21 protein-coding genes and 1 tRNA gene are annotated in these 21,072 nt (G+C 64.4%); 6 read left to right on the plus strand and 16 right to left on the minus strand.

Annotation, left to right across the window (positions count from 1 at the left end):
* Positions 1–230: 230 nt before the first annotated feature.
* A complete protein-coding gene (locus AC5Y7E_RS08715; protein ID WP_499920241.1) occupies positions 231–446 on the plus strand; it encodes a hypothetical protein in 216 nt (71 codons plus the stop codon).
* Here the strand turns inward: AC5Y7E_RS08715 and AC5Y7E_RS08720 are convergent.
* The 7 genes from AC5Y7E_RS08720 to AC5Y7E_RS08750 all read right to left on the minus strand — a co-directional run bounded on the left by AC5Y7E_RS08720 (position 443) and on the right by AC5Y7E_RS08750 (position 8,458).
* On the minus strand, positions 443–2,563 hold the full coding sequence (locus AC5Y7E_RS08720) for a hypothetical protein (RefSeq protein ID WP_499948516.1): 2,121 nt from the start codon (positions 2,561–2,563) through the stop codon (positions 443–445). The two genes, AC5Y7E_RS08715 and AC5Y7E_RS08720, sit on opposite strands and share 4 nt — an antisense overlap.
* Positions 2,564–2,723: 160 nt before the next feature.
* Entirely contained in the window at positions 2,724–3,941 is a 1,218-nt protein-coding gene (locus AC5Y7E_RS08725) for an NAD(P)/FAD-dependent oxidoreductase (RefSeq protein WP_499948517.1), read from the minus strand.
* 4 nt (positions 3,942–3,945) lie between these two features.
* A complete protein-coding gene (locus AC5Y7E_RS08730; RefSeq protein WP_499948518.1) occupies positions 3,946–4,137 on the minus strand; it encodes a ferredoxin in 192 nt (63 codons plus the stop codon).
* The gene (locus AC5Y7E_RS08735; protein ID WP_499920048.1) at positions 4,134–5,048 is read right to left on the minus strand and encodes a metal-dependent hydrolase; all 915 of its coding nucleotides are present in this window, start codon (positions 5,046–5,048) and stop codon (positions 4,134–4,136) included. The genes AC5Y7E_RS08730 and AC5Y7E_RS08735 overlap by 4 nt, the downstream gene beginning before the upstream one ends.
* 652 nt (positions 5,049–5,700) lie before the next feature.
* The gene (locus AC5Y7E_RS08740) at positions 5,701–6,210 is read right to left on the minus strand and encodes a hypothetical protein (RefSeq protein ID WP_499948519.1); all 510 of its coding nucleotides are present in this window, start codon (positions 6,208–6,210) and stop codon (positions 5,701–5,703) included.
* Between the two features lie 279 nt (positions 6,211–6,489).
* Complete coding sequence (locus AC5Y7E_RS08745) at positions 6,490–7,119, minus strand: hypothetical protein (RefSeq protein ID WP_499948520.1); 630 nt, start codon at positions 7,117–7,119, stop codon at positions 6,490–6,492.
* 388 nt (positions 7,120–7,507) lie between these two features.
* Complete coding sequence (locus tag AC5Y7E_RS08750; protein ID WP_499948521.1) at positions 7,508–8,458, minus strand: AraC family transcriptional regulator; 951 nt, start codon at positions 8,456–8,458, stop codon at positions 7,508–7,510.
* Between the two features lie 175 nt (positions 8,459–8,633).
* On the opposite strand from AC5Y7E_RS08750, the gene AC5Y7E_RS08755 reads away from it, so the two are divergent.
* Positions 8,634–9,356: a GAF and ANTAR domain-containing protein gene (locus tag AC5Y7E_RS08755; protein ID WP_499948522.1), complete on the plus strand. Its 723-nt coding sequence runs from the start codon at positions 8,634–8,636 to the stop codon at positions 9,354–9,356.
* Between the two features lie 118 nt (positions 9,357–9,474).
* Positions 9,475–10,578, plus strand: coding sequence for a glutamate--cysteine ligase (locus tag AC5Y7E_RS08760; protein WP_499948523.1), 1,104 nt, complete (start codon positions 9,475–9,477; stop codon positions 10,576–10,578).
* 21 nt (positions 10,579–10,599) lie between these two features.
* Here the strand turns inward: AC5Y7E_RS08760 and AC5Y7E_RS08765 are convergent, their stop codons facing one another.
* The 6 genes from AC5Y7E_RS08765 to pgm all read right to left on the minus strand — a co-directional run bounded on the left by AC5Y7E_RS08765 (position 10,600) and on the right by pgm (position 17,124).
* On the minus strand, positions 10,600–11,841 hold the full coding sequence (locus tag AC5Y7E_RS08765; protein ID WP_499948524.1) for an MFS transporter: 1,242 nt from the start codon (positions 11,839–11,841) through the stop codon (positions 10,600–10,602).
* Positions 11,838–12,356: a hypothetical protein gene (locus tag AC5Y7E_RS08770; RefSeq protein WP_499948525.1), complete on the minus strand. Its 519-nt coding sequence runs from the start codon at positions 12,354–12,356 to the stop codon at positions 11,838–11,840. Before AC5Y7E_RS08770 ends, AC5Y7E_RS08765 begins: the two co-directional genes overlap by 4 nt.
* Position 12,357: 1 nt before the next feature.
* Positions 12,358–13,722: a molybdopterin-dependent oxidoreductase gene (locus AC5Y7E_RS08775; RefSeq protein WP_499948526.1), complete on the minus strand. Its 1,365-nt coding sequence runs from the start codon at positions 13,720–13,722 to the stop codon at positions 12,358–12,360.
* A gap of 380 nt (positions 13,723–14,102) precedes the next feature.
* Positions 14,103–14,175, minus strand: a tRNA-Ala gene (locus AC5Y7E_RS08780).
* 43 nt (positions 14,176–14,218) lie between these two features.
* The gene (locus tag AC5Y7E_RS08785; RefSeq protein ID WP_499948819.1) at positions 14,219–15,439 is read right to left on the minus strand and encodes an MFS transporter; all 1,221 of its coding nucleotides are present in this window, start codon (positions 15,437–15,439) and stop codon (positions 14,219–14,221) included.
* Between the two features lie 53 nt (positions 15,440–15,492).
* On the minus strand, positions 15,493–17,124 hold the full coding sequence (pgm, locus tag AC5Y7E_RS08790; protein WP_499948527.1) for a phosphoglucomutase (alpha-D-glucose-1,6-bisphosphate-dependent): 1,632 nt from the start codon (positions 17,122–17,124) through the stop codon (positions 15,493–15,495).
* 101 nt (positions 17,125–17,225) lie between these two features.
* Here pgm and crcB (AC5Y7E_RS08795) point away from each other — a divergent pair, with 101 nt between their 5' ends.
* Together crcB (AC5Y7E_RS08795) and crcB (AC5Y7E_RS08800) are read left to right on the plus strand one after the other, a co-directional pair.
* On the plus strand, positions 17,226–17,624 hold the full coding sequence (gene crcB / locus AC5Y7E_RS08795) for a fluoride efflux transporter CrcB (protein ID WP_499948528.1): 399 nt from the start codon (positions 17,226–17,228) through the stop codon (positions 17,622–17,624).
* Positions 17,621–18,001, plus strand: a complete 381-nt coding sequence (gene crcB / locus AC5Y7E_RS08800) for a fluoride efflux transporter CrcB (protein WP_499948529.1) — start codon at positions 17,621–17,623, stop codon at positions 17,999–18,001. Before crcB (AC5Y7E_RS08795) ends, crcB (AC5Y7E_RS08800) begins: the two co-directional genes overlap by 4 nt.
* 14 nt (positions 18,002–18,015) lie before the next feature.
* On the opposite strand, the gene AC5Y7E_RS08805 is transcribed toward crcB (AC5Y7E_RS08800), so the two are convergent.
* The 3 genes from AC5Y7E_RS08805 to AC5Y7E_RS08815 are packed head-to-tail and all read right to left on the minus strand — an operon-like array spanning position 18,016 to position 19,990.
* The gene (locus AC5Y7E_RS08805; RefSeq protein WP_499920032.1) at positions 18,016–18,642 is read right to left on the minus strand and encodes a GNAT family N-acetyltransferase; all 627 of its coding nucleotides are present in this window, start codon (positions 18,640–18,642) and stop codon (positions 18,016–18,018) included.
* 40 nt (positions 18,643–18,682) lie between these two features.
* Complete coding sequence (locus AC5Y7E_RS08810) at positions 18,683–19,039, minus strand: DUF488 domain-containing protein (RefSeq protein ID WP_499948530.1); 357 nt, start codon at positions 19,037–19,039, stop codon at positions 18,683–18,685.
* Between the two features lie 27 nt (positions 19,040–19,066).
* Complete coding sequence (locus AC5Y7E_RS08815) at positions 19,067–19,990, minus strand: HpcH/HpaI aldolase/citrate lyase family protein (protein WP_499948531.1); 924 nt, start codon at positions 19,988–19,990, stop codon at positions 19,067–19,069.
* Between the two features lie 499 nt (positions 19,991–20,489).
* Here AC5Y7E_RS08815 and AC5Y7E_RS08820 point away from each other — a divergent pair, with 499 nt between their 5' ends.
* Entirely contained in the window at positions 20,490–21,059 is a 570-nt protein-coding gene (locus AC5Y7E_RS08820; protein WP_499948532.1) for a hemerythrin domain-containing protein, read from the plus strand.
* Positions 21,060–21,072 lie beyond the last annotated feature (13 nt).

A 21,072-nucleotide genomic window follows, 5' to 3' on the forward strand; every position in this document is an offset into this window, starting at 1 on the left:
GTAAGTGGCGGACGACATCGAGGACGCGATCGGCTGGCCCATTGATGCCACCGTTCGGGGCCGAGCGCGCGTAGTTGACGCTGCGAGTGACCGTTATGAAAGGTTGTCCGAAACTTCTGGCCGCGCCATGCCTAGGGAGTTCGGACGCAAGATCTGCCACCCGGCGCAGGTTTGTGATCTGGACCACATCTAGCGATATGATGTTGCGCAGATCACAGTAGGGAGATTTCATGGTCGACGTGGATCGCTCTAAGAAGGCCGTTATCACCCCTCGGGCCGGCGCGGCCGTCAATTCACACCGTGTGCTCGTCGCCGTCCTGACCGTCACCGTCCTCATCTGCGCGATCGTGGGTGCGATCGCGGCCGCGGCTATGGGACAAACCACCGCCGCGCTTCTCATCGCGCTGGTGGGCGGTGGGTGGTTCTCGGCCGCCGTGCTCTGCTAGCCGCGAGGGCAGTGCGGAAGCCGGTGCAGTGCGTCGGGATCGCTCTGCACCCGCAGCCGGCGCCGTCCGCCCTCTGCGGTGTCCACGCCGATAGGTAACTCGTCGCCGCGCTCGCTGGACGGATCGACGAAAAGCTGCAGTTCGTCGGAGTCGACGAACAACACCGCATCATCGTGCGAGAGCGTCCATGGGTGGCCATCGGTGGGCCATCGGCCGCCGATGACCCGAATGGCGTCGCCGTCCCCAGCCTCGTCTTCCTCCTCATCGGCCATCACGCAATCGACCCATAATTTCGCCGGTACCGGACGGAAATACACCGCGAGGCGCTGGCGGTTGAGGTCCAGGCCGATCGGCATACCGATGGGCGGCAGCGACGTGCCCTCGGGCTGGTCGTTCAGCGACTTCTTGACCTGACGAGAACCGACGCCGGTGCCGAACCAGTCGATGGTCAGCACGGTGGTGATGTACTGGGCGATCGCCAGGGTCAACAATCCGCCCGCACCGGCGGCGCCAACGCCGGCGGCCCCCGCCACCCAGGTCACCGGCAGCGCAAGCAAACCGACGACAGCCGCGGCGCCCGCGGCAGTGGCCACCTTTCCGGCCGTTGTCAGGCTGAAGTCCGCATTCACGTCCGGCTCGGAGTTCTGCGCCGGCCGCACCCCCACGGTTCGCGGCAGCCGGTCGAATCGCTCGCTGACCCTTTTGACTTCCGCTTCGTATTCCTCCGTGCTGAGGTGACCGGCGCGCTTCTTCTGTCCGGCCAGACTCAGCGTCTGCTCGAGAAGCTCGATGGTGTCGACGTCGGGTCCCAGCAGCTCTTTGCCCTTCGGGTCGCGCGGGATGTCGCCAAGGCCCATCTCGTACACCACCTTGAAGGTGGCCTTGAAGTCGTAGAGTTTGGTGTCGGCGCTCACCGTGCCGTCAACCACCAACCGGCCGTCCTCGGTTCGCGGCACGATGTCGGCGCCGAGGGCGTCGAGGCTGCGGTCTTGACCGCCGATGCTGATCGTCTTCGGGCCCGCCAGCGCGCACGCCGCATCGGGGTCGAAGTCGCCCTCGTCGAGATCGAAACTGTTCATCACGGTGTCCCGGACCTGCCGCAGAATGCTCCACCCAGTGACGGCCAAAGCCGCCCTCTCATAAGGGTTTTCGGCGAGGACCGACCCGGGTAGTTCCTCCCCGGGCGGCAATTCGCGCAGTGTCTGCAGCTGCACGACCATCGATTCCTCGGCACCCTCGCCGACCTCGAACCGCTGCACGACGGCGTCGAGTTCCTTGATCGTGCTGTCGTCTTGGGCCTCGGGATCGACGTCCACCGGTGACGGCAGCAGCGCCTGAATCCCGTTGTCCCCCATCGCCTCCAGTTGCGGGCCGACCGCGTCGGCGATTTGGGCGGCTAGCGAGTCGAGCACCCTGGTTCTGGCTTCGTCATCCGAGAGACCGGGGTGCTGGAGTTTCTCGAGGTTCACCATCAGCTCCCCGGCGATGCTGTGGGTTATCCAATACGCCTCGGCGTAGTCGAGTTCCCAGCTGATGCGCGGGTCTTGTCCGTGGAAGACCGTGACCCCGTCCGCACGCCGCTCGACGCGCGGACCGAACAGCAACCCGACGTACTGGTCCGGCGATGGGGCGGCCACCAGGACGGGAGCGTCCTGAGAGGTGAAGTTGAGGGCGATCGTCTGCTTGCCCGGCTCTGTTTGGTGCGGTTCGAGTTGGTCGTGAATTGTCAACCGCCCGAACAGCGGAATCTCGTTGTACGCAATCTCGCGCGACTCTCCGGAACGCGGACCGTCCGGGATCGTGATCGTCGCCGGGGGTAGGGATACCAACGGGATGCAGGTGACCGAATCGATGACGATCTTCGAATCGAAAATCACCAGGTCAATTGCGAAGTGCCGCGGCGGGTCGCGGAGTTCGCCGTCGGCTGCTTCCTGCCACAGTCGCTGACGAGAGTCGCGGACGAACCAGACGCGATCCAGGGTGAGGTCAAGGGTGGCCGTCGCGGAGTAGCCCGTGCCGTCGACGGACTGCGTGTACTTGTCACCGCTGAACATCTCGGCCGTCTGATCCTGCACGCGCTCGCGGTGAATTTCGATGATCGTGTCGGGGCGATGCATGTCATAACTCCGTCCCTGGGCGTACGCGCGACGCCGTCGTCGCGTATGCGGTCATGTCGGCCCGATCAGTGGACTCCGGTCGGCTTGTGGATCCTGTACCCAAAAAGGGATGTCTCGAGTCGCCCCAGGCGCACTGAGTAGTCGCGGTGGTTCGCCTTTGTCAGTCCGGTCGGCGCGGCGGAAATTCGGCGCGCTTCTCGATGGCCTCCCGGTAGGCATGCACCCGGCCCGGGATCGTCCCGAGCACCGCGATGGTGCGGCCGTCCCGCCCGTAAGCGCCGACGAACTGCCAGCCCTCCGGATTGCCTTCGATGATCTCGACAGCGTCGTAATCGGTTGGCACGCCCAGCATTTGCAGCTTGATGTCATATTGGTCGGACCAGAAGTACGGCACCGCGGCGAAGGGTTGGGCGTGCTCCGGCCCGGCCAGCAGCGTGCGCGCCGCGGCCTGACCCTGGCGGGCCGCGTCATCCCAGTGTTCAGTACGCAGATGGCGCTCGTACAGCGGGTGCCACCAGCGCGCCACATCCCCGGCGGCGACGACATTGCCGTCGCCGGTGTTGCCCTCGGCGGCGCCAGTTGCGTCGCAGACCACCCCGTCGTCCAAACGCAGACCCGAGCCGTCAAGCCAGGCGGTGGCGGGCGTGACGCCGAGCCCGACGATGACGACATCGGCTGGGACCTGCGAGCCGTCGGTGAGTCGAACCGCTTCGACCCGCCCGTTGCCGGCGAATCCGTCGACACCCACGCCGACGCGCAGGTCGACACCATGTTCGCGATGCAACTTCGCCCAGCAAGGCGCCAGTTCCGCGCCTAACGCCTGAACGAGCGGTCCGGGGGCCTTCTCGACAAGCACCACGTCCAGATCGAGCGATCGGCAGGTCGCGGCGACCTCGCTGCCGATAAACCCGCCCCCAACCACCACAACCCGGGGCCGCGAGCCGAGTCGTTCCCGAATGCGCAGACAATCCTCGACCGTCCGCAACAGCAGCACCCCGTCGGGGGCGTTGCCGCCCGGCCATTCGCGCGGCTCGGCGCCGCTGGCGACGACGAGCCCGTCGAAATCCACCGACAGGTCCCTGCCCTCGTCGCGGACCCGGACGGTATGTGCGGACATGTCGAGGCCGACCGCGGTGGCCCCTCTGAGCACCCGCGCGTCCATGTCGAACTGTGGCGCCATGTCGACGCCCGCCCGGTGCACCTGACCGCTGAGGAGCTTCTTCGACAACGGTGGGCGATGGTAGGGCGCCTGCCGTTCGGCTCCAACGATGGTGAGGGCGCCGTCGTAGCCGTCCTGTCGCAGCGTCTCTGCCGCACGCATTCCTGCCACGCCTGCGCCCACGACGACGATCTGGCGTAACTGTCGAGTTGCGGGCATCGCGTCAGTCCTCCTCCACCACGATCGCCCGGGTCGGGCAGGACACCTCGGCAGCCTTCAACGGTCCGCGCAACTCTCGCGGCGGGTGCTCTTGCAGCAGGTGCAGCCCGTCCTCTCGCACGTCAAATACCTCGTGGCACAAGCTCATACACACGCCATTGCCGTCGCAGGTATCGAGGTCCACCGAAACTTTCATCGAACCGCGGCCTTTCCTTCCAACTGCGCCCGTTCACGGGCGGCCTTCGCCGCCGGCGAATCCTTGATGTATTCGACCGCCATCTCTGTGACGGCTTCGGGGCCCGGGTGATGATGGGGCCGCATATACCTGGCCGGTTGCGTCACCATCAGCTGCCAGGGACCCGGCAACTTGTACTCGCGCGCCGCACGCAGCCAATCCCGCCAACGCCACTTCTGGTCGATGGTCGGGTCGTGGGCCATCAGATATTTCGCTCCGGCAATCCACCACCCGTAAAACAGCGGCGTCGTCATCAACATCGAGAAGGCCCTGATGAAGTAGTTGCCGCACACGTGCTGATAGACGTCGAACACCAGTGAGCGGTGTTCGACCTCCTCGGCCCCGTGCCAGCGCAGGAGGTCCAGCATCATCGGGTCGGTGCCGGCGTAATCCAGACCGCGGTTCTGCAGCACCCATTGGCCCAGCATCGCGGTGTAGTGTTCCAGCGCCGCCACGTCGGCCAGACGCCGATACAACCACCACCGCTTCATCGCCGGCGGAAACCACTTCGGCGGGTCACCCAGCGCCACCGACAGCATTTTCCGCAGCCGCGAGGTGTACGGCTTGGTGTCGATTCCCTGTTCGGCCAGATGGTCGAGCACCACCTGGTGCGCCCAGGCATGCCAGGACTCCTGCTGGATGAACGGTTTGATCGCCGCCTCCAGCTCCGGGTCATCAACCAGCGATGACGCCTCCAGAACGGCCTTGATGAAGTGCCGCTCGCCTTCGGGCAGCAGCAGGTGCAAGACGTTCATCATGTGCGTCGAGAATGGATCGTCGGGCACCCAGTGCAGCGGCGTCTCGGACCAATCGAATCGGACCATCCGGCGATAGCGCGGGTGTCCGTCGTGGTGAAGTTGGACCTCCGGCATGAAAACTCCTCTCGCCGACCGGCCGGTAGCCGGTTGAACCTTGGTTCCTTGACAGAAACGGATCGACCCGCGTCCGAGTCGGACTCCAAGGGCGCCATTTCATTGCGAACAACCGTTCACTCAGTTGCGTACCCACGCGAGCGCGTGCCTATGCATACCGGCGGTACCAGGATGCTTGTTATGTTGCGCAGGAAACTGAACAAATCTCCTGGGCGCAGCGTTCTACGTCTCGTTTTGCCCGCCGTGTCCGTCGCGCTGGTGTGACGTTCGGCGACCAGCGTCACCCTGCCGTGACGCTCGGCGGGCAGAGGCCGCTGCGGGCCCACCCGAGAAACGGTCACCAGAGGCTCGGCCAGATCCGCGGGCGCCTGCCCCACATTGGTTCTCGATGGTGATGCGTGCGCATTCGTCGCTCACACCGACAGTTCTGCGTGGCTTATCGCCGACCCGGCATATTCATGTTTTTGCCCGATCATCGGTGATGTTGATGAACGACGGGTGCGATCGGTATGGCGCACTTACCGGCAAGTATTGCGCTGTGCACCAACGTTGTTCACTGATCGTCAGCCCTTGACCCGGGACATTTACGAGCTTGCGTCGAAACCGCGACTCGGAGCCGGCACCGAGCGCCGAGGGCCCACCATCACTGGGTTCATACGCGGGCTACGAACTCGGACGTGTAGTACTCGAGCGGGTTCTGAGAATTCGGGTTGGGCCGAGTTACGTTGACCCACACACCGGTTGCGCCCGAGCGGATAGCCGTTTGCAAAGTCAGCGTCGCCTGGCCGCTCGCATCCAGGTTTAAAACCGAGGACGCGGTTCCGGGGTCTCCGGCACCGCATGTCGCGAATGAAGGTCGCGGTACCTCGATCAACGTGACGTCGTACTGGCTTCCCGGCTGATCGGTGTTGACCAAACTCACCTCGGCGACCACCGTAGCGCCGGCGGTGCGGATGCGCGTTGATCCGCGAGCATACCCTGTCCGCGGGGTTTGAGGCGTCACCGAGCTTTGACTGAAGTCACACCGCCGAAGTACCGAATGCAAAGGAACCTCCGTGCTGGCGCCCGGCTCAGCGGCGGCTATCCCAGCAGGAACCATCACAGGCAACAGCATCGAAGCGGCCAGAACCGCAGCAGCTTTGACGCCCGTGATCGGATTCATCCTCCCGCCGCCTTCACCGGTCGTCCACCGTCGAAGATCCTAGGAAATGCCCGCCCGGAATGAAGCCCAAGATGCCGATCTCCCCCACCACAAAAGCCGCCATCTGAACCGGCGTCCACCGCTCCCTCGGTGAAGCGACCCCATCCGGAGTAGTAGTCATGAACCTCCGCCTTCCTCCGCTCGGAATGGTGGCCCGCGTGTACCCGCCCGCTTGCCATGCAAACTTCCCAGAAAGCAAGTTCGTCGACTGCTAGTCAGCCCTTCGGAGGCAACGATTCTTCATACGATCATCACGGCAACGCCTGGAGTACCGGCGCCGGAACTTCGATCGAAGAAGTCGAGTGCTGCGCGCATCGCGGCGTCTCCATTGGAGATGTAGCTCGCCGCTCGCCGCATTTCTTCAGCATCTTGGGTTTGGGTAGCTCGGACGCAGTAGGGAAGACCGATTTCGTAACTGTCAACGGCGTCGTGCAACGTGCTGTTCAACACAGGCTCCGGGCTCGGAAGCTCTTGACGCACTTCGGCAACCGCACTGCTGGCCGAGCGGCACGCTGCGCCCGTCATGGCGATGTCGTGTCGAGCCGCAGCGGTGGCGATGTTGTTCCGCGCGGCGACCAACTCATTTATTGACGAAGCGGATTTATTCAGCCATGTAGGCAACGACAAGGGCCTCGATGACGCCGCCCCGCTCGATGATGGCATCGCAGCGCTGTCCGCTGAATCCGAGCGTCTAGCAGAAGAGTGGTGATGAGCCCAGGCCGACAGAACAACGATCACAATCAACAGCGCGCCCCAACTCGCCAGCGTGAATCGCTGCTCGTACTGGTACCTATTGATCTTGTTGCGCGGTCTGGTGACGTCGTTGAGTGAAGATTCCAGGCCGACGCGGTAAAGGCTGGATCTGGCCATGACTGAGTCCCTTGATCTGGCGACTCGCAGGCAACGCGGGTCTGCGGTATTCGCGTCCGATACTCTCGCCGATCTGCGCCACTACCCTTTGCACCCCGCAGCCTGCGACCGGGAGGCCAAAGACCTGACCAATGCGGACGGGTCCACAATCGGCCGAAATAGGCGGTGCATGTGGCTTAGCAACCGAAGGATCTAAGACCTCGGACCGTGCGTACCCGCCCATCCGGCAACTAATCGAGTAGGTTGCCCACTGTGTCGCGGGAAAGGGCAAGCCGGATCGGCCCGCCGCCATCGCACACAAATGTCGAGACGTGGTCGACTTTGCGCACCAGGCGATCTCTGAGCGAGGTCGGCAGCAGCGATCAGTATCCGTGCTGAGTCTGCATCCCTAGCTGCGCAGCGTGAGATGGGGGCTTTGGCCGTAGCACTGGCGATAGTAGACCGCGAACCGCCCAAGATGCGCAAAGCCCCAGCGCCGGGCCACTTCTCCGATTGTGGTCGTCAGGTGGTTGCCGGCAACGAGGTCGCAATGGACATTGTGCAGGCGGACCCGGCGCAAGTACTCCGTTGGGGTGCAGTCGCGATGCTTGCGGAACATGTATTGCAGCGCCCGAGGTGTGACATAAACAGCCCGCGCGATCTCGGCGGCCGAGATATCACGGTGGGCGTTCTCATCGATGAAAGCGATTGCGCGGCGAAGCAATACCGGGGTGCTGTCATGCCGGTCTTCGATCGTGGGTTCCAGCAGTGCACTATTGGGCAGCGCTGCCAACACGCTAGCGGCTAGGTGCTGTCCGGCGGTCCCCACCACCAGTGGTGAATCACGCGCCTCCGCATTGGCGAACACCAGCTGGTGAAGGTAGCCCATCACGGCGCTGAGTTGCCGTCCTGCAGACTTCGTGGCTGGCCTTTGCCCCAATAATCGCACTGGCCCGCGGTGACCGGTCGGCGCTGCTGCCGCGACTCGATCCAGCAACGCAGGATCGAACATCACCAAGTCATACGATGCCTCACGAAGCTGACCCGAGAACGGAAGCTCCGGTGGAGAATACAGCGTCACATCCCCCGGCGCGAATACTTCACCGGGCCGTCCGTGAGTGTTCTCGACGATGCTTCCGGACCGTATTCGGCACAGACAAACCCGCTCCAACGGATCGGCCTCGAACGCCAACGTGTAGTCCACCTCGAGCGTGTCGGCATTGATGTTGCCAAGCCACCTCCGGACAACGCGCGCCGAGGATCCTTCACCGTCGCCACTCATGCGCAACCGGGTGTAGACGCGATTTAGGAAATCCTCGGTGACGTCCAAATTGTCGCTGGCGAATTCCACGTCCTCCACGTCGGCCCTCCTTCAACCCTTGCGCCGCGTGGAAGACCCAATATACCTGGCAGCGCAGTGCGCTGCCCCCATTCAGTCGTACCGCCAATATCCGAAACACGAAGAAAGCAGCAGTCAAAGCGAAAGCTATTCTCGCGGTTCGACCGGCGTGACGAAATGCCGTTAGCGTCGGGTCGTGCCCGTCCAGGAGGACCACGTCCCCAGTTGTAATGGCGGTGCTTACCAGCGCATCGCCGCTCTTGCACGAAGCCTGCAAGACACCAGCCACGGCACTGCCGGCTCCGCTATGCAACGGATAGTCGACTATGCGACGAGCGAAATCGAGGGGGCGCAATATGCCGGCGTCACGCTTACGACCGTGGACGCCGGCGTGCAAACCCCCGCAACGACCCATCCATATCCCGCAATACTGGACGCCCTTCAACAACGCCACCGCCAAGGGCCCTGCCTGGAAGCCGCCTGGCACCAACACACCGTCCGCGTCGACGACCTCTCCACCGAACGGCGCTGGCCACACTATGTCCGCGACGCCCTCAGGGTGACGCCGATACGCTCGGTGCTGTCCTTCCGGCTGTTCACCAGCGAGCGGACGATGGGGGCGCTGAACCTTTATGCCGAGCGGCCCCACGCAACCAACAGCACGACAGAAGAAATCGGCTACGTCTTGGCCACTCACGCCGCGCTGGCGTGGCAGGCGGCGCGGCGAGAAGACCAATTCCAAAGCGCGTTGGCCAGCAGGGACGTAATCGGGCAGGCAAAAGGAATTCTCATGGCGCGCTTCAATATTAGTGCCCTACAGGCATTTGAGTTGCTCAAGCGCCTCTCCCAAGAGCGGAACACCAAGCTAGCCGATATAGCCCATCGACTCACCCATCTCCGCGATTTCGATTGCCTCTGATTTGGTCGCGGCCCAATGAACTGCGGACCTTGACGATGCTGTCGCCACTACATCACGGAGGAACCGGATCCGGCCCAACGGCATCGATTATCCAATCGGCTAGCGGGTATCCGCCGGCGTGAAGTTCGCCTGCTCGCCCCGCCCGACCGTCGGTGTCGAATGGGAGTTCGCACTGGTGGACAGCCAGACGCGTGACCTGACCAACCAAGCCGCTGCGGTTATCGCTGAAATTGGCGAAAACCCCAGGGTGCATACGGAATTGCTGCGCAACACGATCGAAGTGGTCACCGGTGTGTGTGACAACGCGGCGGAGGTGGTCGATGATCTCCGCGGGACGTTAGGGTCGGCTCGACGCATCGTGCGAGAGCGCGGGATGGAGCTCTTCTGCGCGGGCACCCACCCGTTCGCTCAGTGGTCGTCGCAGGTGCTGACGGACGGGCCGCGCTACGCCGAGTTGATCAATCGCACTCAATGGTGGGGCCGGCAGATGTTGATCTGGGGCGTACACGTACATGTGGGTATCGCTTCGGCGGACAAGGTGATGCCGATCATGACTTCGCTGCTGAACTATTACCCGCATCTGTTGGCGCTGTCGGCGTCGTCACCGTGGTGGGCGGGCGAAGACACCGGTTACGCGAGCAACCGGGCGATGCTATTCCAACAACTGCCCACTGCTGGTTTACCCTTCCATTTCCAGACATGGCCTCAGTTCGAAGCGTTCTTCCATGACCAGCACAAGACCGGAATCGTCGATAACGTCGATGAAATCCGTTGGGACATACGCCCTTCCCCGCGGAACGGAACGGTCGAAATACGCATCTGCGACGGAGTGTCCAACCTGCGGGAGCTTCAGGCGCTGACCGCGCTAACCCATTGTCTGGTAGTCGATCTGGACAGGCGGCTAGATGCCGGTGAAAAGTTGCCGACCATGCCGCCCTGGCACGTTCAGGAAAACAAATGGCGCGCAGCACGTTACGGCCTGGATGCGGTTATCATTCTGGATGCCGACAGCAATGAGCGGTTGGTGACCGAGGATCTGGACGACGTGCTGAGCCGGCTGGAGCCGGTGGCGAAAAAGCTGCATTGCGTCGACGAGTTGGCATCGGTGTGCGGTATCTATCACCCAGGCGCGTCATACCGACGGCAGCGTGACACGGCTAAGCAACATGGGGGAAGCCTCACCGCAGTTGTCGACGCTCTCATTGCGGAAATGGATATATAGTCGCCTCCTGGACGCACGACTTCACAACGCATCTCCCTGCGGTGTCCCGTCATTGGCGGATTCTGTACCGATCGGCGCGTAACCGTTTTGTTGGCGCCGAAGCGGCACCAGCGGCAACGCCAGCAAGGGAAACAGACCACAAACCGCCCAGGCCAACGGATAACCAGCAGCCATGATCAACTCGGCGAATACCGGAGGTGCCGCCGCTACCACCAGACGCTCGAACGTATTCTGCTTGCCCAGCGCCCACCCACTCCAGAAAGGTCCGGCGATCTCGGGAATCGTCGTGAACGGCAGACCATTATCGCCCGTTATCGCCGATGCGGCGACCATGACTGCCACCGCGATTCCCCAACCCAGCTGATCGGTGAGCGCCAGCACCAACATGACCACCGAGGTGACGATGGCGATCGGTCGGAGCGGACGCATCCGCGAGCCAATGTGATCCGCCCACCTACCCGCCGCGATGCGCGCCAAGGCGCCGACCAGTTGCGAGAATCCGACCATCGCGCCGGCCCAAGCCAACGACAATCCGTGCTCGCTCGTGAACCAAACGAGCATGAAGGTCAGAACCACCGGCTGGGGCACCATCAGCAGGGCCGAGGCTATGTGGATGCGCCACAACCGCGTCTTTCGGTAAAGGTCACCCACTTCCCGCACGTTGACTTTTTCCCGTTGCGGGCGCGGTGGATCGGTTACCCCGATGAGGCTCGCGACCGCTGCCACAGCGCACAGGCAGGCAGGGAACAACAGCGCCGCCGATAGATTGCGTTTTGCGAGCTCCGGTATGACCAAGGCCGCCAGAGCAATGCCGAAAGGCTGTGCGGTCTGGCGGATGCCCATCACCAGGGCACGCTGGTGCGCGGCAAACCAGCCGGTCACCAGCCGACCGCTGGCTGTGATGCAGCTGGCGGCCGACATTCCGCCGAGAACCAGAAACGCCCCCATCGCCATCATCGAGTGCATCGACGCCGCGGCCAGACCCGCCGTCGCCGTCAACCCCAGACCCAAGGTCAGGGTTATCCGTTCACCGATGCGGTCCAGCAGGTAGCCCCAGGCGATCAGGGTCAACATCATCCCGAAGCTTGGCATCGAAGCGAGGAGGGCCGCCTCGGACAGGCTGGTGCCGCGATGGGCCAGGGTGGGGATCAAGAACGCGACGCCGTTGATGAACACGTTGGCCGAAAGCGACGCGAACTGCGAGACGCCAAGCATTGACCAGCGCCTGGCGGTGCTGACGTCCGGTGTCAGTTGGGTCGTCAAAGCGGCATCCCCTCGGTAGGTGCAACGGCGCGTCGGTGGGCCGAAATGATTCGTACGCCATAGATGACGGCGCTGGCGCCGAACATGATTGCGGTGAGCATGAGCCACCGTCCGAGGAAGGGCTCCTGTGTCAGTCCGGTGTCCTCAAAATATTTCTCGGCGCCCTGCTTGATGATGTCCGGCGAAAAGATGAGCAGAATCAGCCCCGATCCCAGGGCAGGAACCCGTAGATGGTTGCGGGCCGACACCCGTGGCTTACTGCGCCGGTTGGCCGGCGGGCTGAGGAGCCGATCGGCTAGCGCGTAGATCGGGAACAGCACCAGATCGTGGAAGACGATCGCCGCAGCGAACCACAAGGTCATCGATTTCCACCAGGTGCCTTCCGGCTTCCATAAGGTGAACGGCCCGGCCGTGAAGATCAGATAGCCCAGTAACGCGAAACCTGACACCATGGTCAGCAGGTGCACTGGAGTCGACCCGTAAACGTCGCGGAAATACGTTGCTGCCTTTGCCATCTCAGTTCCCCCTGAAGTCGATGGACGTCACCCATTTGGTGTTGTGCACGCCGGGCAAAGCGGGAATTATGATCCGCGCCGGGTAACCGTGGTCGAGCGACAAGTCCGCGCCGTTGACCCGCAGCGCCAGCATCGCATCGGGATGGCCGACCTGGTTCGCCTGCAACGTGGCGCGGTTGAAGTAACCCTTGCGCCCCAATGAGGAAACCAACGTCGCGCGCGGGGCCGACACACCGGCCAATGCCGCCAGGTCGGCCAGACGTACTCCGCTCCACGTTTGAACCGTGGACCAACCCTGCACGCAGGCGATCGGTAGTCGCGCACTGTGCTGAGCCATAGCGATCAGCTCGTCGCGCCGCAGCACCAGCGGTGCCGGTCCACCGCGTAAGGTCAGCCGCCAGTTTTCACCCGTTGCCGTCGGATCAATGCCTACCCCCTTCGCCGTTTTGTTGATCCGGAAGTCATTGGGCCCCTTGCCGGTTGTGTCGCCTGTGGGAAGCATCAGCGGCAGGTGCCGCGCCAGGCCGCCGATGGTCTGTCCCGCGCTGATCAAAGCTGTCAACGCCGCGGCGCCACCGACCACCCCGAGCACGCCACGGCGACTCATCGTCGGCGGCCCGGGTTCAGCCGCCACCAGTCCATCGGGATCTGGGCGCTGAGGCAAGGTATCGGCGCGATTGGTGCGCAACACGTTTCGCAGCGGCATCGACCGCAGACCGGCGATCATGCGCGGGGTCTTGAGGGTGATGTGCATCAGAAAACCGGCGATGAAGACCCAGGCGCCGTAGTAGTGCGCGGGGAAGAAACTGAAGCCGAAGATGTAGTCGTATTGGATGTAGAGCACACCGGTGGCCATCTCGAACAGAATTCCGCCGACCAGCAACGCGATGGATAGCCGTTCGAGCACCTGGGCGATCGACCGGCTCGGCGGCCACGCGAACAGGCGCGGGATCACCGACCAGAGCTTGGCCAACACCACCGGAATGAGTACCAGGCCCAGCCCGACATGCAGGCCCTGGCTCAGTCGATACAGCCACACGGGTCGAGTGGGCCAGTCGAACGTCGGCAGCTTGAGCCACCCCACATGCACCGGCAGGGCCTGCCCGAACTGCGGTCCATACGCGATGTAAGACAACAGCCCGGTCAAAATCACGATCGGCAGCCCGATCAGCAGAACCAAACCGAACACCGAAGTCAGCCACGGTCCACGTAGCGGACTGCGCCAGCGATGCAGCCGGTCGACGCCCGGCGCGGGATGCCGATCGAGCCAGCGCCAGACCCGAGCGGGAAACCCGTAACCACCGGAGTTACCCGGCGGCTGCGAAGCGATGCTCCACCCAGAGCCTTGACGGTAAGAATCACCCATGAGCACCATTTACGTCGGCGCCGGGCCGATGCGAAGTGTCGCCGCGGGCGACAACGCCTGCGAACACCGGATCCCGCGGCCGCTGCAAAGCGTTATCCGGCGCAAACGGAATTCGATCACCAACCCGAGCCACGGTCTCTGTCATTCGCCGTCAGATACCCGAGCGGGCACGACTTACACCACGTCATCGGTGGGTTAAGCGAGGGACTGCTGCTGCCGGCCTCGTTCTGCACCACGCTGCAGGACCGCGTTGATTCCCCGCTGCGGCACCGGGAAGACCAGCCGCGCCATCCTCACCGCCGAGGGAGCCAACACCTTTTCTCGATGAGTTACAGGCGCTGACATGATCACCGTGAAGCCTTGACCTGCAAGTATCTCGGTGGAGCTAAGGGGACTCGAACCCCTGACCCCCACACTGCCAGTGTGGTGCGCTACCAGCTGCGCCATAGCCCCAAGAAGTCGTGCCCATCGAAGCTACACCACCGTTAACCGTCCATCAAAGTTGCTGTTCAGGCAGGTTCGCCGTGTGCGGAGACGGCAACGGATCCGGTTCGGAATCGGGCACCGCCCGGGTTTCCGGCGCCGCCACCCAGCCGACGGCGGCGATCAGCAGGACTACCCCGCTGATGGTGAAGCCCCAGCCGTAACTCAGCCGCTCGGCGACCCAGCCGAGCGTCATCGAGCCGACAATGGCGCCCAGGTCGGACATCATCTGCACCGCCGCCACCGGGCTGCCCGCGCGGGCCTCACTGCCGAGAATGTCGGCGACCGCCGCCTGCATCGGCGACATGTAGATTCCCGTCACCGCACCAACCACAATCGCAGCGGCCAGAAACGCCGGCAGCGACGACGCGGCGCCCAGGAAAACGGTCGCCACGCCGGACAATGTGAGGCCCACGATCATCAACGTGCGCCGCCCCATCCGGTCAGATAGGTAGCCGCTGGGGATCATCGCTATCGCGTTGCCTCCGGCGAACGCCGCAAGCGCAATGCCGATGATGCCGACGCCGCGGCCCATGACGTCGGTGATGAACAAGGGGACCAGGGCGACGCGGAGGCCGAACGCCGACCAGCCGGTCGCGAAGTTGGCCCCCAGCGACGACCAGTAGGCGCGAAACCTCAGCGCCTCTCGCATCGTCACCGTGGATCGCGTCGGCGGCCCCGGCGCGGCCAGGGTCGAATTCCGCAGGCTGTAGAACAGCACCGCCGCCACGCCGAGCAGCGCGACGCCGTACACGATGAACGGAGCGGTCAGGCCCCACCCGGCCGCCAGCGCGCCGACCGCCGGCCCACCCACCGCGCCCACCATGAACGACGTGATGAACAGGCCCGCGACCCGTCCGCGCGCGTCGGGCGGGCTGATATGGATCATCAGTCCCAGCGCCGAAACGTAAAACATCGTCGACCCGACGCCGCTGATCATGCGGAAAACCAGCAGTTGCCAGTAGGCCTGGGAAAACGCACACGCGGCGGTGGAGACCGCGACGATCAGCATGCCGCCGATGTAGATCCGCCGCTCCCCCAGGCGCTGGACCAGCTGGCCGCTGATCGGCGCAAAACACAGCCGGCTCAACGAAAAGACGGTGACCAAAAAAGTCACCGCCTTGATGCTGACCCCGAAACTGCGGGCGAACGACGGCAGCGCCGGCGAAATCACCCCGTAGCCCAGTGCGACCATGATGTTTGCCCAGCTCAGGATCCAGACTTCGCGCGGCAGGCGGGGAGAACGGAACGCACGCCCCTCCGAGCGGGCAAGCCGGAGGGAAATAGTCACCCAATGACTTTATTAACTACCTCGCGCGCGGTTTCCTGCACCTCCGCTAGATGCTCAGGCCCGTTGAAGGATTCCGCGTAAATCTTGTACACGTCCTCGGTGCCCGACGGGCGCGCGGCGAACCACGCATTGGCCGTCGTCACCTTCAATCCACCCAGCGGCGCGCCGTTGCCCGGCGCCGCGGTCAGCTTCGCCGTGATCGGCTCCCCCGCCAGTTCCGTCGCCGTCACCTGGTCGGCGGACAGCTTCGACAGCCGGGCCTTCTGGTCTCGATCGGCTGGTGCGTCGACTCGCGCATAGAACGGTGTGCCGTACTCGGCGGTCAGTCGCTGATAGCGCTGGGACGGACTCACTTCGGTGACCGCCAGAATCTCGGAGGCCAGCAGTGCCAGGATGATGCCGTCCTTGTCGGTGGTCCACACCGAGCCGTCCCGGCGCAAGAACGACGCCCCGGCCGACTCCTCACCACCGAAGCCGATGGTTCCGCCGATCAGGCCGTCGACAAACCACTTGAATCCGACCGGCACCTCGATCAGCTTGCGGCCGATGCCGGCGACCACCCGGTCGATCATGGACGAGCTGACGGCGGTCTTGCCGACGGCGATGCCGCCCGGCCACGACGGCCGCTGGGTGTACAGGTATTCGATGGCCACCGCGAGGTAGTGGTTCGGGTTGAGCAGCCCCGCGTCGGGGGTGACGATGCCGTGGCGGTCGGAGTCGGCGTCGTTGCCGGTGGCGATCTGGTAGTGGTCTCGGTTGGCGATGAGCCCCGCCATCGCGTCCGGCGAGCTGCAATCCATGCGGATCTTACCGTCGTGGTCGAGTGTCATGAACCGCCACGTCGCATCGACCAGCGGGTTCACCACGGTGAGATCCAGACGATGCCGCTGCGCGATCTCGCCCCAATAGTCCACGCTGGCCCCGCCCAGCGGGTCGGCGCCGATGCGCACCCCGGCCGTGCGGATGGCATCGATGTCGACGACGTTGGGCAGGTCGTCGACGTAGTTGCCCAGGTAGTCGTGCCGCCGCACGGCCTGCAGCGCGCGGGCCAGCGGGATGCGTTTGACCCCCGCCCCCTCGCGCAGAATCTCGTTGGCGCGCTTGGCAATTGCGTTGGTTGCATCGGTGTCGGCCGGGCCGCCGTTGGGCGGGTTGTATTTGAAGCCGCCGTCGGCGGGCGGGTTGTGCGACGGCGTCACGACGATTCCGTCGGCCAGCGCCTCGGTGCGGCCGCGGTTGTAGGACAGGATGGCGTGGCTGACCGCGGGTGTCGGCGTGTACCGGTCGCGGGAGTCGACCATGGCGACGACGTCGTTGGCGGCCAGCACCTCCAGCGCGGACACCCAGGCCGGCTCGGACAGGCCGTGCGTGTCCCGGCCGATGAACAACGGGCCCGTCGTGCCGTGCGCGGCGCGGTATTCCACGATGGCCTGGGTGATCGCCAGGATGTGAGCCTCGTTGAACGCGCCGTCCAGTGCTGACCCGCGGTGCCCCGACGTGCCGAAGGCGACCTGCTGTGCGACGTCGCCGGGGTCGGGCCGTATCGAGTAATACGCCGTCACCAAATGAGGTAGATCGACGAGGTCTTCGGGCTGGGCCGGCTGGCCGGCGCGTGGATTGGCCACCATGGGTACCAATTCTGCCCGTGTCCGCGTCCACCCGGGCTGCGCCGGTCTGGACTTCGGCCATACGCTGCGTAGCGCACCGGCAAACGAAGGGAATCCACCCAGTGGCTCAACGGGATTATCGCGAACTGGCCGCGGTGTTTGTCGGTGGGGCGTTGGGCTCCCTGGCCCGGGCCGCGCTGAGCACGCTGGTCGGCGGTGACCCGGCGAGCTGGCCATGGCCCACGTTCACGGTCAACATCGTCGGGGCGTTTCTGGTGGGTTATTTCACCACCCGGCTACTGGAGCGGTTGCCGACATCGAGCTATCGGCGGCCGCTGCTGGGCACCGGGTTGTGCGGTGGTTTAACGACTTTCTCGACAATGCAGGTCGAGACCCTGAAGATGATCGAACACGACTACTGGGGGCTGGCCATCGGCTACACGGTCACCAGCATCGCGTTGGGCCTGCTGGCGACGCACCTTGCCACCAAGTTGGTGCGCCGGGTCCGGGTGCACCGGTGACCGCCACGGCGACGACGGCTCTGGTCTGGTCCGGCGTCGCGCTCATCGGTGGCATCGGGTCGGTGTTGCGTTTCGTCATCGACCGGACCGTGGCGCGACGAGTACCACGGCCTTTTCCGTTCGGCACGCTTGCCGTGAACATCAGTGGCGCAGCGCTTTTGGGTCTCCTCGGCGGCATGGCGCTGAACAAGGAGGCGGCCCTGCTGGCCGGCACCGCCTTCGTCGGCGCCTACACCACGTTTTCCACCTGGATGCTCGAGACACAGCGGCTCGGGGAGGAACGCCGGCTGCGGGCCGCGCTGGCCAACATCGTGGTCAGCGTCCTGCTCGGTGAAGCGGCGGCGTTCATCGGACAGCAGATCGCACAGCACCTTTGATCGGGTTCGGGCTATCAGGTGTCGCGTCGACGCGGAATATCGTCGGGAGTTCGGGGCAGCACATACAGCGCCATTCGCCGATTCGACATGTCATGCTCGCCGAGAAACGCACAGCCGCCCCGTTCACAGAACTTGCGCGCCAACGCATTGCGATGATCGGGATCGAACATGATGCGGCGACACCGCGGATCGAGGGTGAAGATGCTGGTCACCAGATGCGGCAACAGGTAACTGACGTGCCCGCGTTCGATGTGATCCAAATCGGCAACCGCGACATGCAATCCCAGATCATTGGGCTCATGCTCGTAGCGACGAGCGATGGAATCCTTTGCCGCTCTATATAATTCGATGTATGCACGGTCTACCCCGTCCAGGGTGGCGATAAGCGGGCGGGAGAAGGCGCCCTCCAATTGCGCTTGGAGGTACCGATGCCACCGCTCCACCGGCCAGTCGGACTCCCATGCCTCGACCAGATGCGGCCGATTCATCCACTCCGAGACCATCTCGGCGTCAGCGTCCGGGTCGGCAACGCGCAGGCCGTACGGCTCGGGCAGTTGCGGAATGGGCGGCGGGGGGACGCTGCGGATCGCCTCGGGAAGGTCGATCAGTTCCCGCGGAAGAATGGGTTCGGCATCAGTCATGTCAACCGGCGAGCCTACGACGCTGTCGGTCTAAGCCCGTTCACCGGGGTTCGAGCAGCTTGGCCAGGACCGCGGCCTGGCTGATGTCCAGCTCACGGGTCGCGGTCACCAGCGTCACGGCTTTCCGCTTGGCGAGCTCACGGAGGTCGTCCAGCGCGCCGCTTTCGCGCAGTTCGGTCTTGTAGCGTGCCGCGAATTCGTCGAATCGGTCCGGATCGTGGTGATACCACTCGCGGAGGTCCTTCGACGGCGCGACGTCCTTGCACCAGATACCCACCCGTGGGTCGTCTTTGCGCACCCCTCGGGGCCAGACCCGGTCGACCAGGACGCGCTGGCCCTCGCCGGGGTCGACCTCGTCATAGACCCGCGCCACCCAGACCCGCCTCTTGGCGCTCACCCGCCCAGGGTATCGGCGTCCGTCGGCTCAGTAGTGGTAGGTGTCCGAGGGTGCGGGCGAGTGATCACGCTCTTCCTCGTCGATGTCCAATGCCTCGATGCCGTACGCGCGGGCCAGCTCCAGGATCTTGGTGGCCCGGGCGATACGGGGCAGATCGGAGCCGTTGCGGATTTCTCCCCCGTCGCGCTCGAACTCGGCGAAAAACTCCTTCGCCCAGGATATTTCGTCGTGCGAGGGCGACAATCCCTCGTTCACGACGGCGCATTGATCCGGGGTCAGGCAGATCTTGCCCGTCATCCCGAACTCTACGGAAACGGCGGTGGCCTCGATCAGCTTCAAAGCGTTCGAGCCGATGGTGGGCCCGTCGATGGCGCTGGGCAGGCTGGCCGCCTTGGCGGCGATCGTGAAACGGGAGCGGGCGTATGCGAGCGTGCCGGGGTCTTCTCCGAAACCGGTGTCGCGGCGGAAGTCGCCGATGCCGAAGGCGAGCCGGAAGGTGCCCTTCGTCGCGGCGATCTCGGTGATGCGCTCCAGGCCCCGGGCGGTTTCGACCAGAGCGACGATCGGCACATCGGGCAGCCGCTTCGCGGTCTCGGTCACGTGATCGACCGATTCGACCATCGCCAGCATCACCCCGCCCACCGGGGTGGCGGCCAGGGCGGCGAGGTCGTCCGCCCACCATGGGGTGCCGAAGCCGTTGATGCGGACCCAGTCGGTATTGCCGGCGTTCAACCAGCGCACCACGTTGTCGCGGGCACCGTGCTTGTCTTTGGGCGCGACGGCATCCTCGATGTCGAGGACGACGATGTCGGCGCGCGATTGCGCCGCGGACTGGAACCGGTCGTCGTGTGCACCATTCACCAATAGCCAACTTCGGGCCAGAACAGGGTCGATGCGGAAGCCGACGACATCATCGGACTCTGGCGCGCTGTTGTTGACCTGCTCGTACATGTCAGCTGATCTGTCGCCTTCTCGTGGTTGCGGTCTTGGGCTCCTTTACCGTAGCCCGACCGCGAAAGAACTCATGCCGGACGGTCGTCTCACCTTTCGTTTTGCCACAAGATCCCCCGAAGACGTGATAGCCAGCAAACGAAACCGTCATCGCCGGCGAGTTTCCCCGCGGTGGGCAGGGGTAACACACACTTCGCCACGCCGGAAGGACCACGTCGCCGGCACCGGCGCCGGACCGGCCGCCACCCGGGGCCGCGGCGTCTAGCCTCATCCCCTAACCCTCGGGTCCCCGTCAGCCGCGCCGCGGCTGACGGGGATCACTGGGTCCCGGTTACAAAACGCATTGCGCCGCAAGGATTTTGATCATTGAGTTGGCGCAACGACCCTCGCGCCCAGCGCAGCGTCCGTTTGACCACTTGTGCAGCGGGTATGCCTCGTTCAAGCCGTACACAGCCCAGCGTGCGCCCCCCACTCCCCCCCATTACAGGAGGTACCGGCGATGGCCGAGATGATTATCGAATCACCCGACGAAGTCGTCGCGTTCCTGAAAGCGCAGCACAACCTCATCGAGGACATGTTCGACCAGGTGCTGCACGCTACGGATCCCAAAGCGCGCGAGGAGCCGTTCGCGACGTTGCGCCAGCTGCTGGCCGTGCACGAGACGGCCGAGGAGATGGTGGTGCATCCGCGCGTGCGGCGGGAGGACGATGATGCCGGCGACGCCATCGTCGACGCCCGCCTTGAAGAGGAGCATGAGGCCAAGGAACTGCTATCGGCGATCGAGAAGCTCGACGTCACCTCGGACGAGTTCATCGCGGAGCTCACCAAACTGCGCAGCGCGGTCCTCGAGCACGCCCGGCATGAGGAGGACGAAGAGTTCCCGGTGTTGAAGCGCAAGGTGGACACCGACGACCTGAAGCGGATGGGAGCAGCGGTACGCGCCGCTGAGGCGATCGCTCCGACGCGCCCGCATCCGGGCGTGGAATCGGCGAAACTGAACTTCGCGCTCGGGCCGTTCGCGTCCATGCTTGATCGCGCCCGCGATCTCATCGGCAAAGCCCTCGGATAGCGCACCTGGCGCG

Source organism: Mycobacterium sp. NGS17 (assembly GCF_059813205.1).

What these genes read in the sequence shown, in the direction of transcription:
- AC5Y7E_RS08715 (WP_499920241.1), top strand. Translation starts at nt 231, where the DNA reads ATGGTCGACGTGGATCGCTCTAAGAAGGCCGTTATCACCCCTCGGGCC.
- AC5Y7E_RS08720 (WP_499948516.1), bottom strand. Translation starts at nt 2,563, where the DNA reads ATGCATCGCCCCGACACGATCATCGAAATTCACCGCGAGCGCGTGCAG.
- AC5Y7E_RS08725 (WP_499948517.1), bottom strand. Translation starts at nt 3,941, where the DNA reads ATGCCCGCAACTCGACAGTTACGCCAGATCGTCGTCGTGGGCGCAGGC.
- AC5Y7E_RS08730 (WP_499948518.1), bottom strand. Translation starts at nt 4,137, where the DNA reads ATGAAAGTTTCGGTGGACCTCGATACCTGCGACGGCAATGGCGTGTGT.
- AC5Y7E_RS08735 (WP_499920048.1), bottom strand. Translation starts at nt 5,048, where the DNA reads ATGCCGGAGGTCCAACTTCACCACGACGGACACCCGCGCTATCGCCGG.
- AC5Y7E_RS08740 (WP_499948519.1), bottom strand. Translation starts at nt 6,210, where the DNA reads ATGAATCCGATCACGGGCGTCAAAGCTGCTGCGGTTCTGGCCGCTTCG.
- AC5Y7E_RS08745 (WP_499948520.1), bottom strand. Translation starts at nt 7,119, where the DNA reads ATGGCCAGATCCAGCCTTTACCGCGTCGGCCTGGAATCTTCACTCAAC.
- AC5Y7E_RS08770 (WP_499948525.1), bottom strand. Translation starts at nt 12,356, where the DNA reads ATGGCAAAGGCAGCAACGTATTTCCGCGACGTTTACGGGTCGACTCCA.
- AC5Y7E_RS08775 (WP_499948526.1), bottom strand. Translation starts at nt 13,722, where the DNA reads ATGGGTGATTCTTACCGTCAAGGCTCTGGGTGGAGCATCGCTTCGCAG.
- pgm (WP_499948527.1), bottom strand. Translation starts at nt 17,124, where the DNA reads ATGGTGGCCAATCCACGCGCCGGCCAGCCGGCCCAGCCCGAAGACCTC.
- AC5Y7E_RS08805 (WP_499920032.1), bottom strand. Translation starts at nt 18,642, where the DNA reads ATGACTGATGCCGAACCCATTCTTCCGCGGGAACTGATCGACCTTCCC.
- AC5Y7E_RS08815 (WP_499948531.1), bottom strand. Translation starts at nt 19,990, where the DNA reads ATGTACGAGCAGGTCAACAACAGCGCGCCAGAGTCCGATGATGTCGTC.
- AC5Y7E_RS08820 (WP_499948532.1), top strand. Translation starts at nt 20,490, where the DNA reads ATGGCCGAGATGATTATCGAATCACCCGACGAAGTCGTCGCGTTCCTG.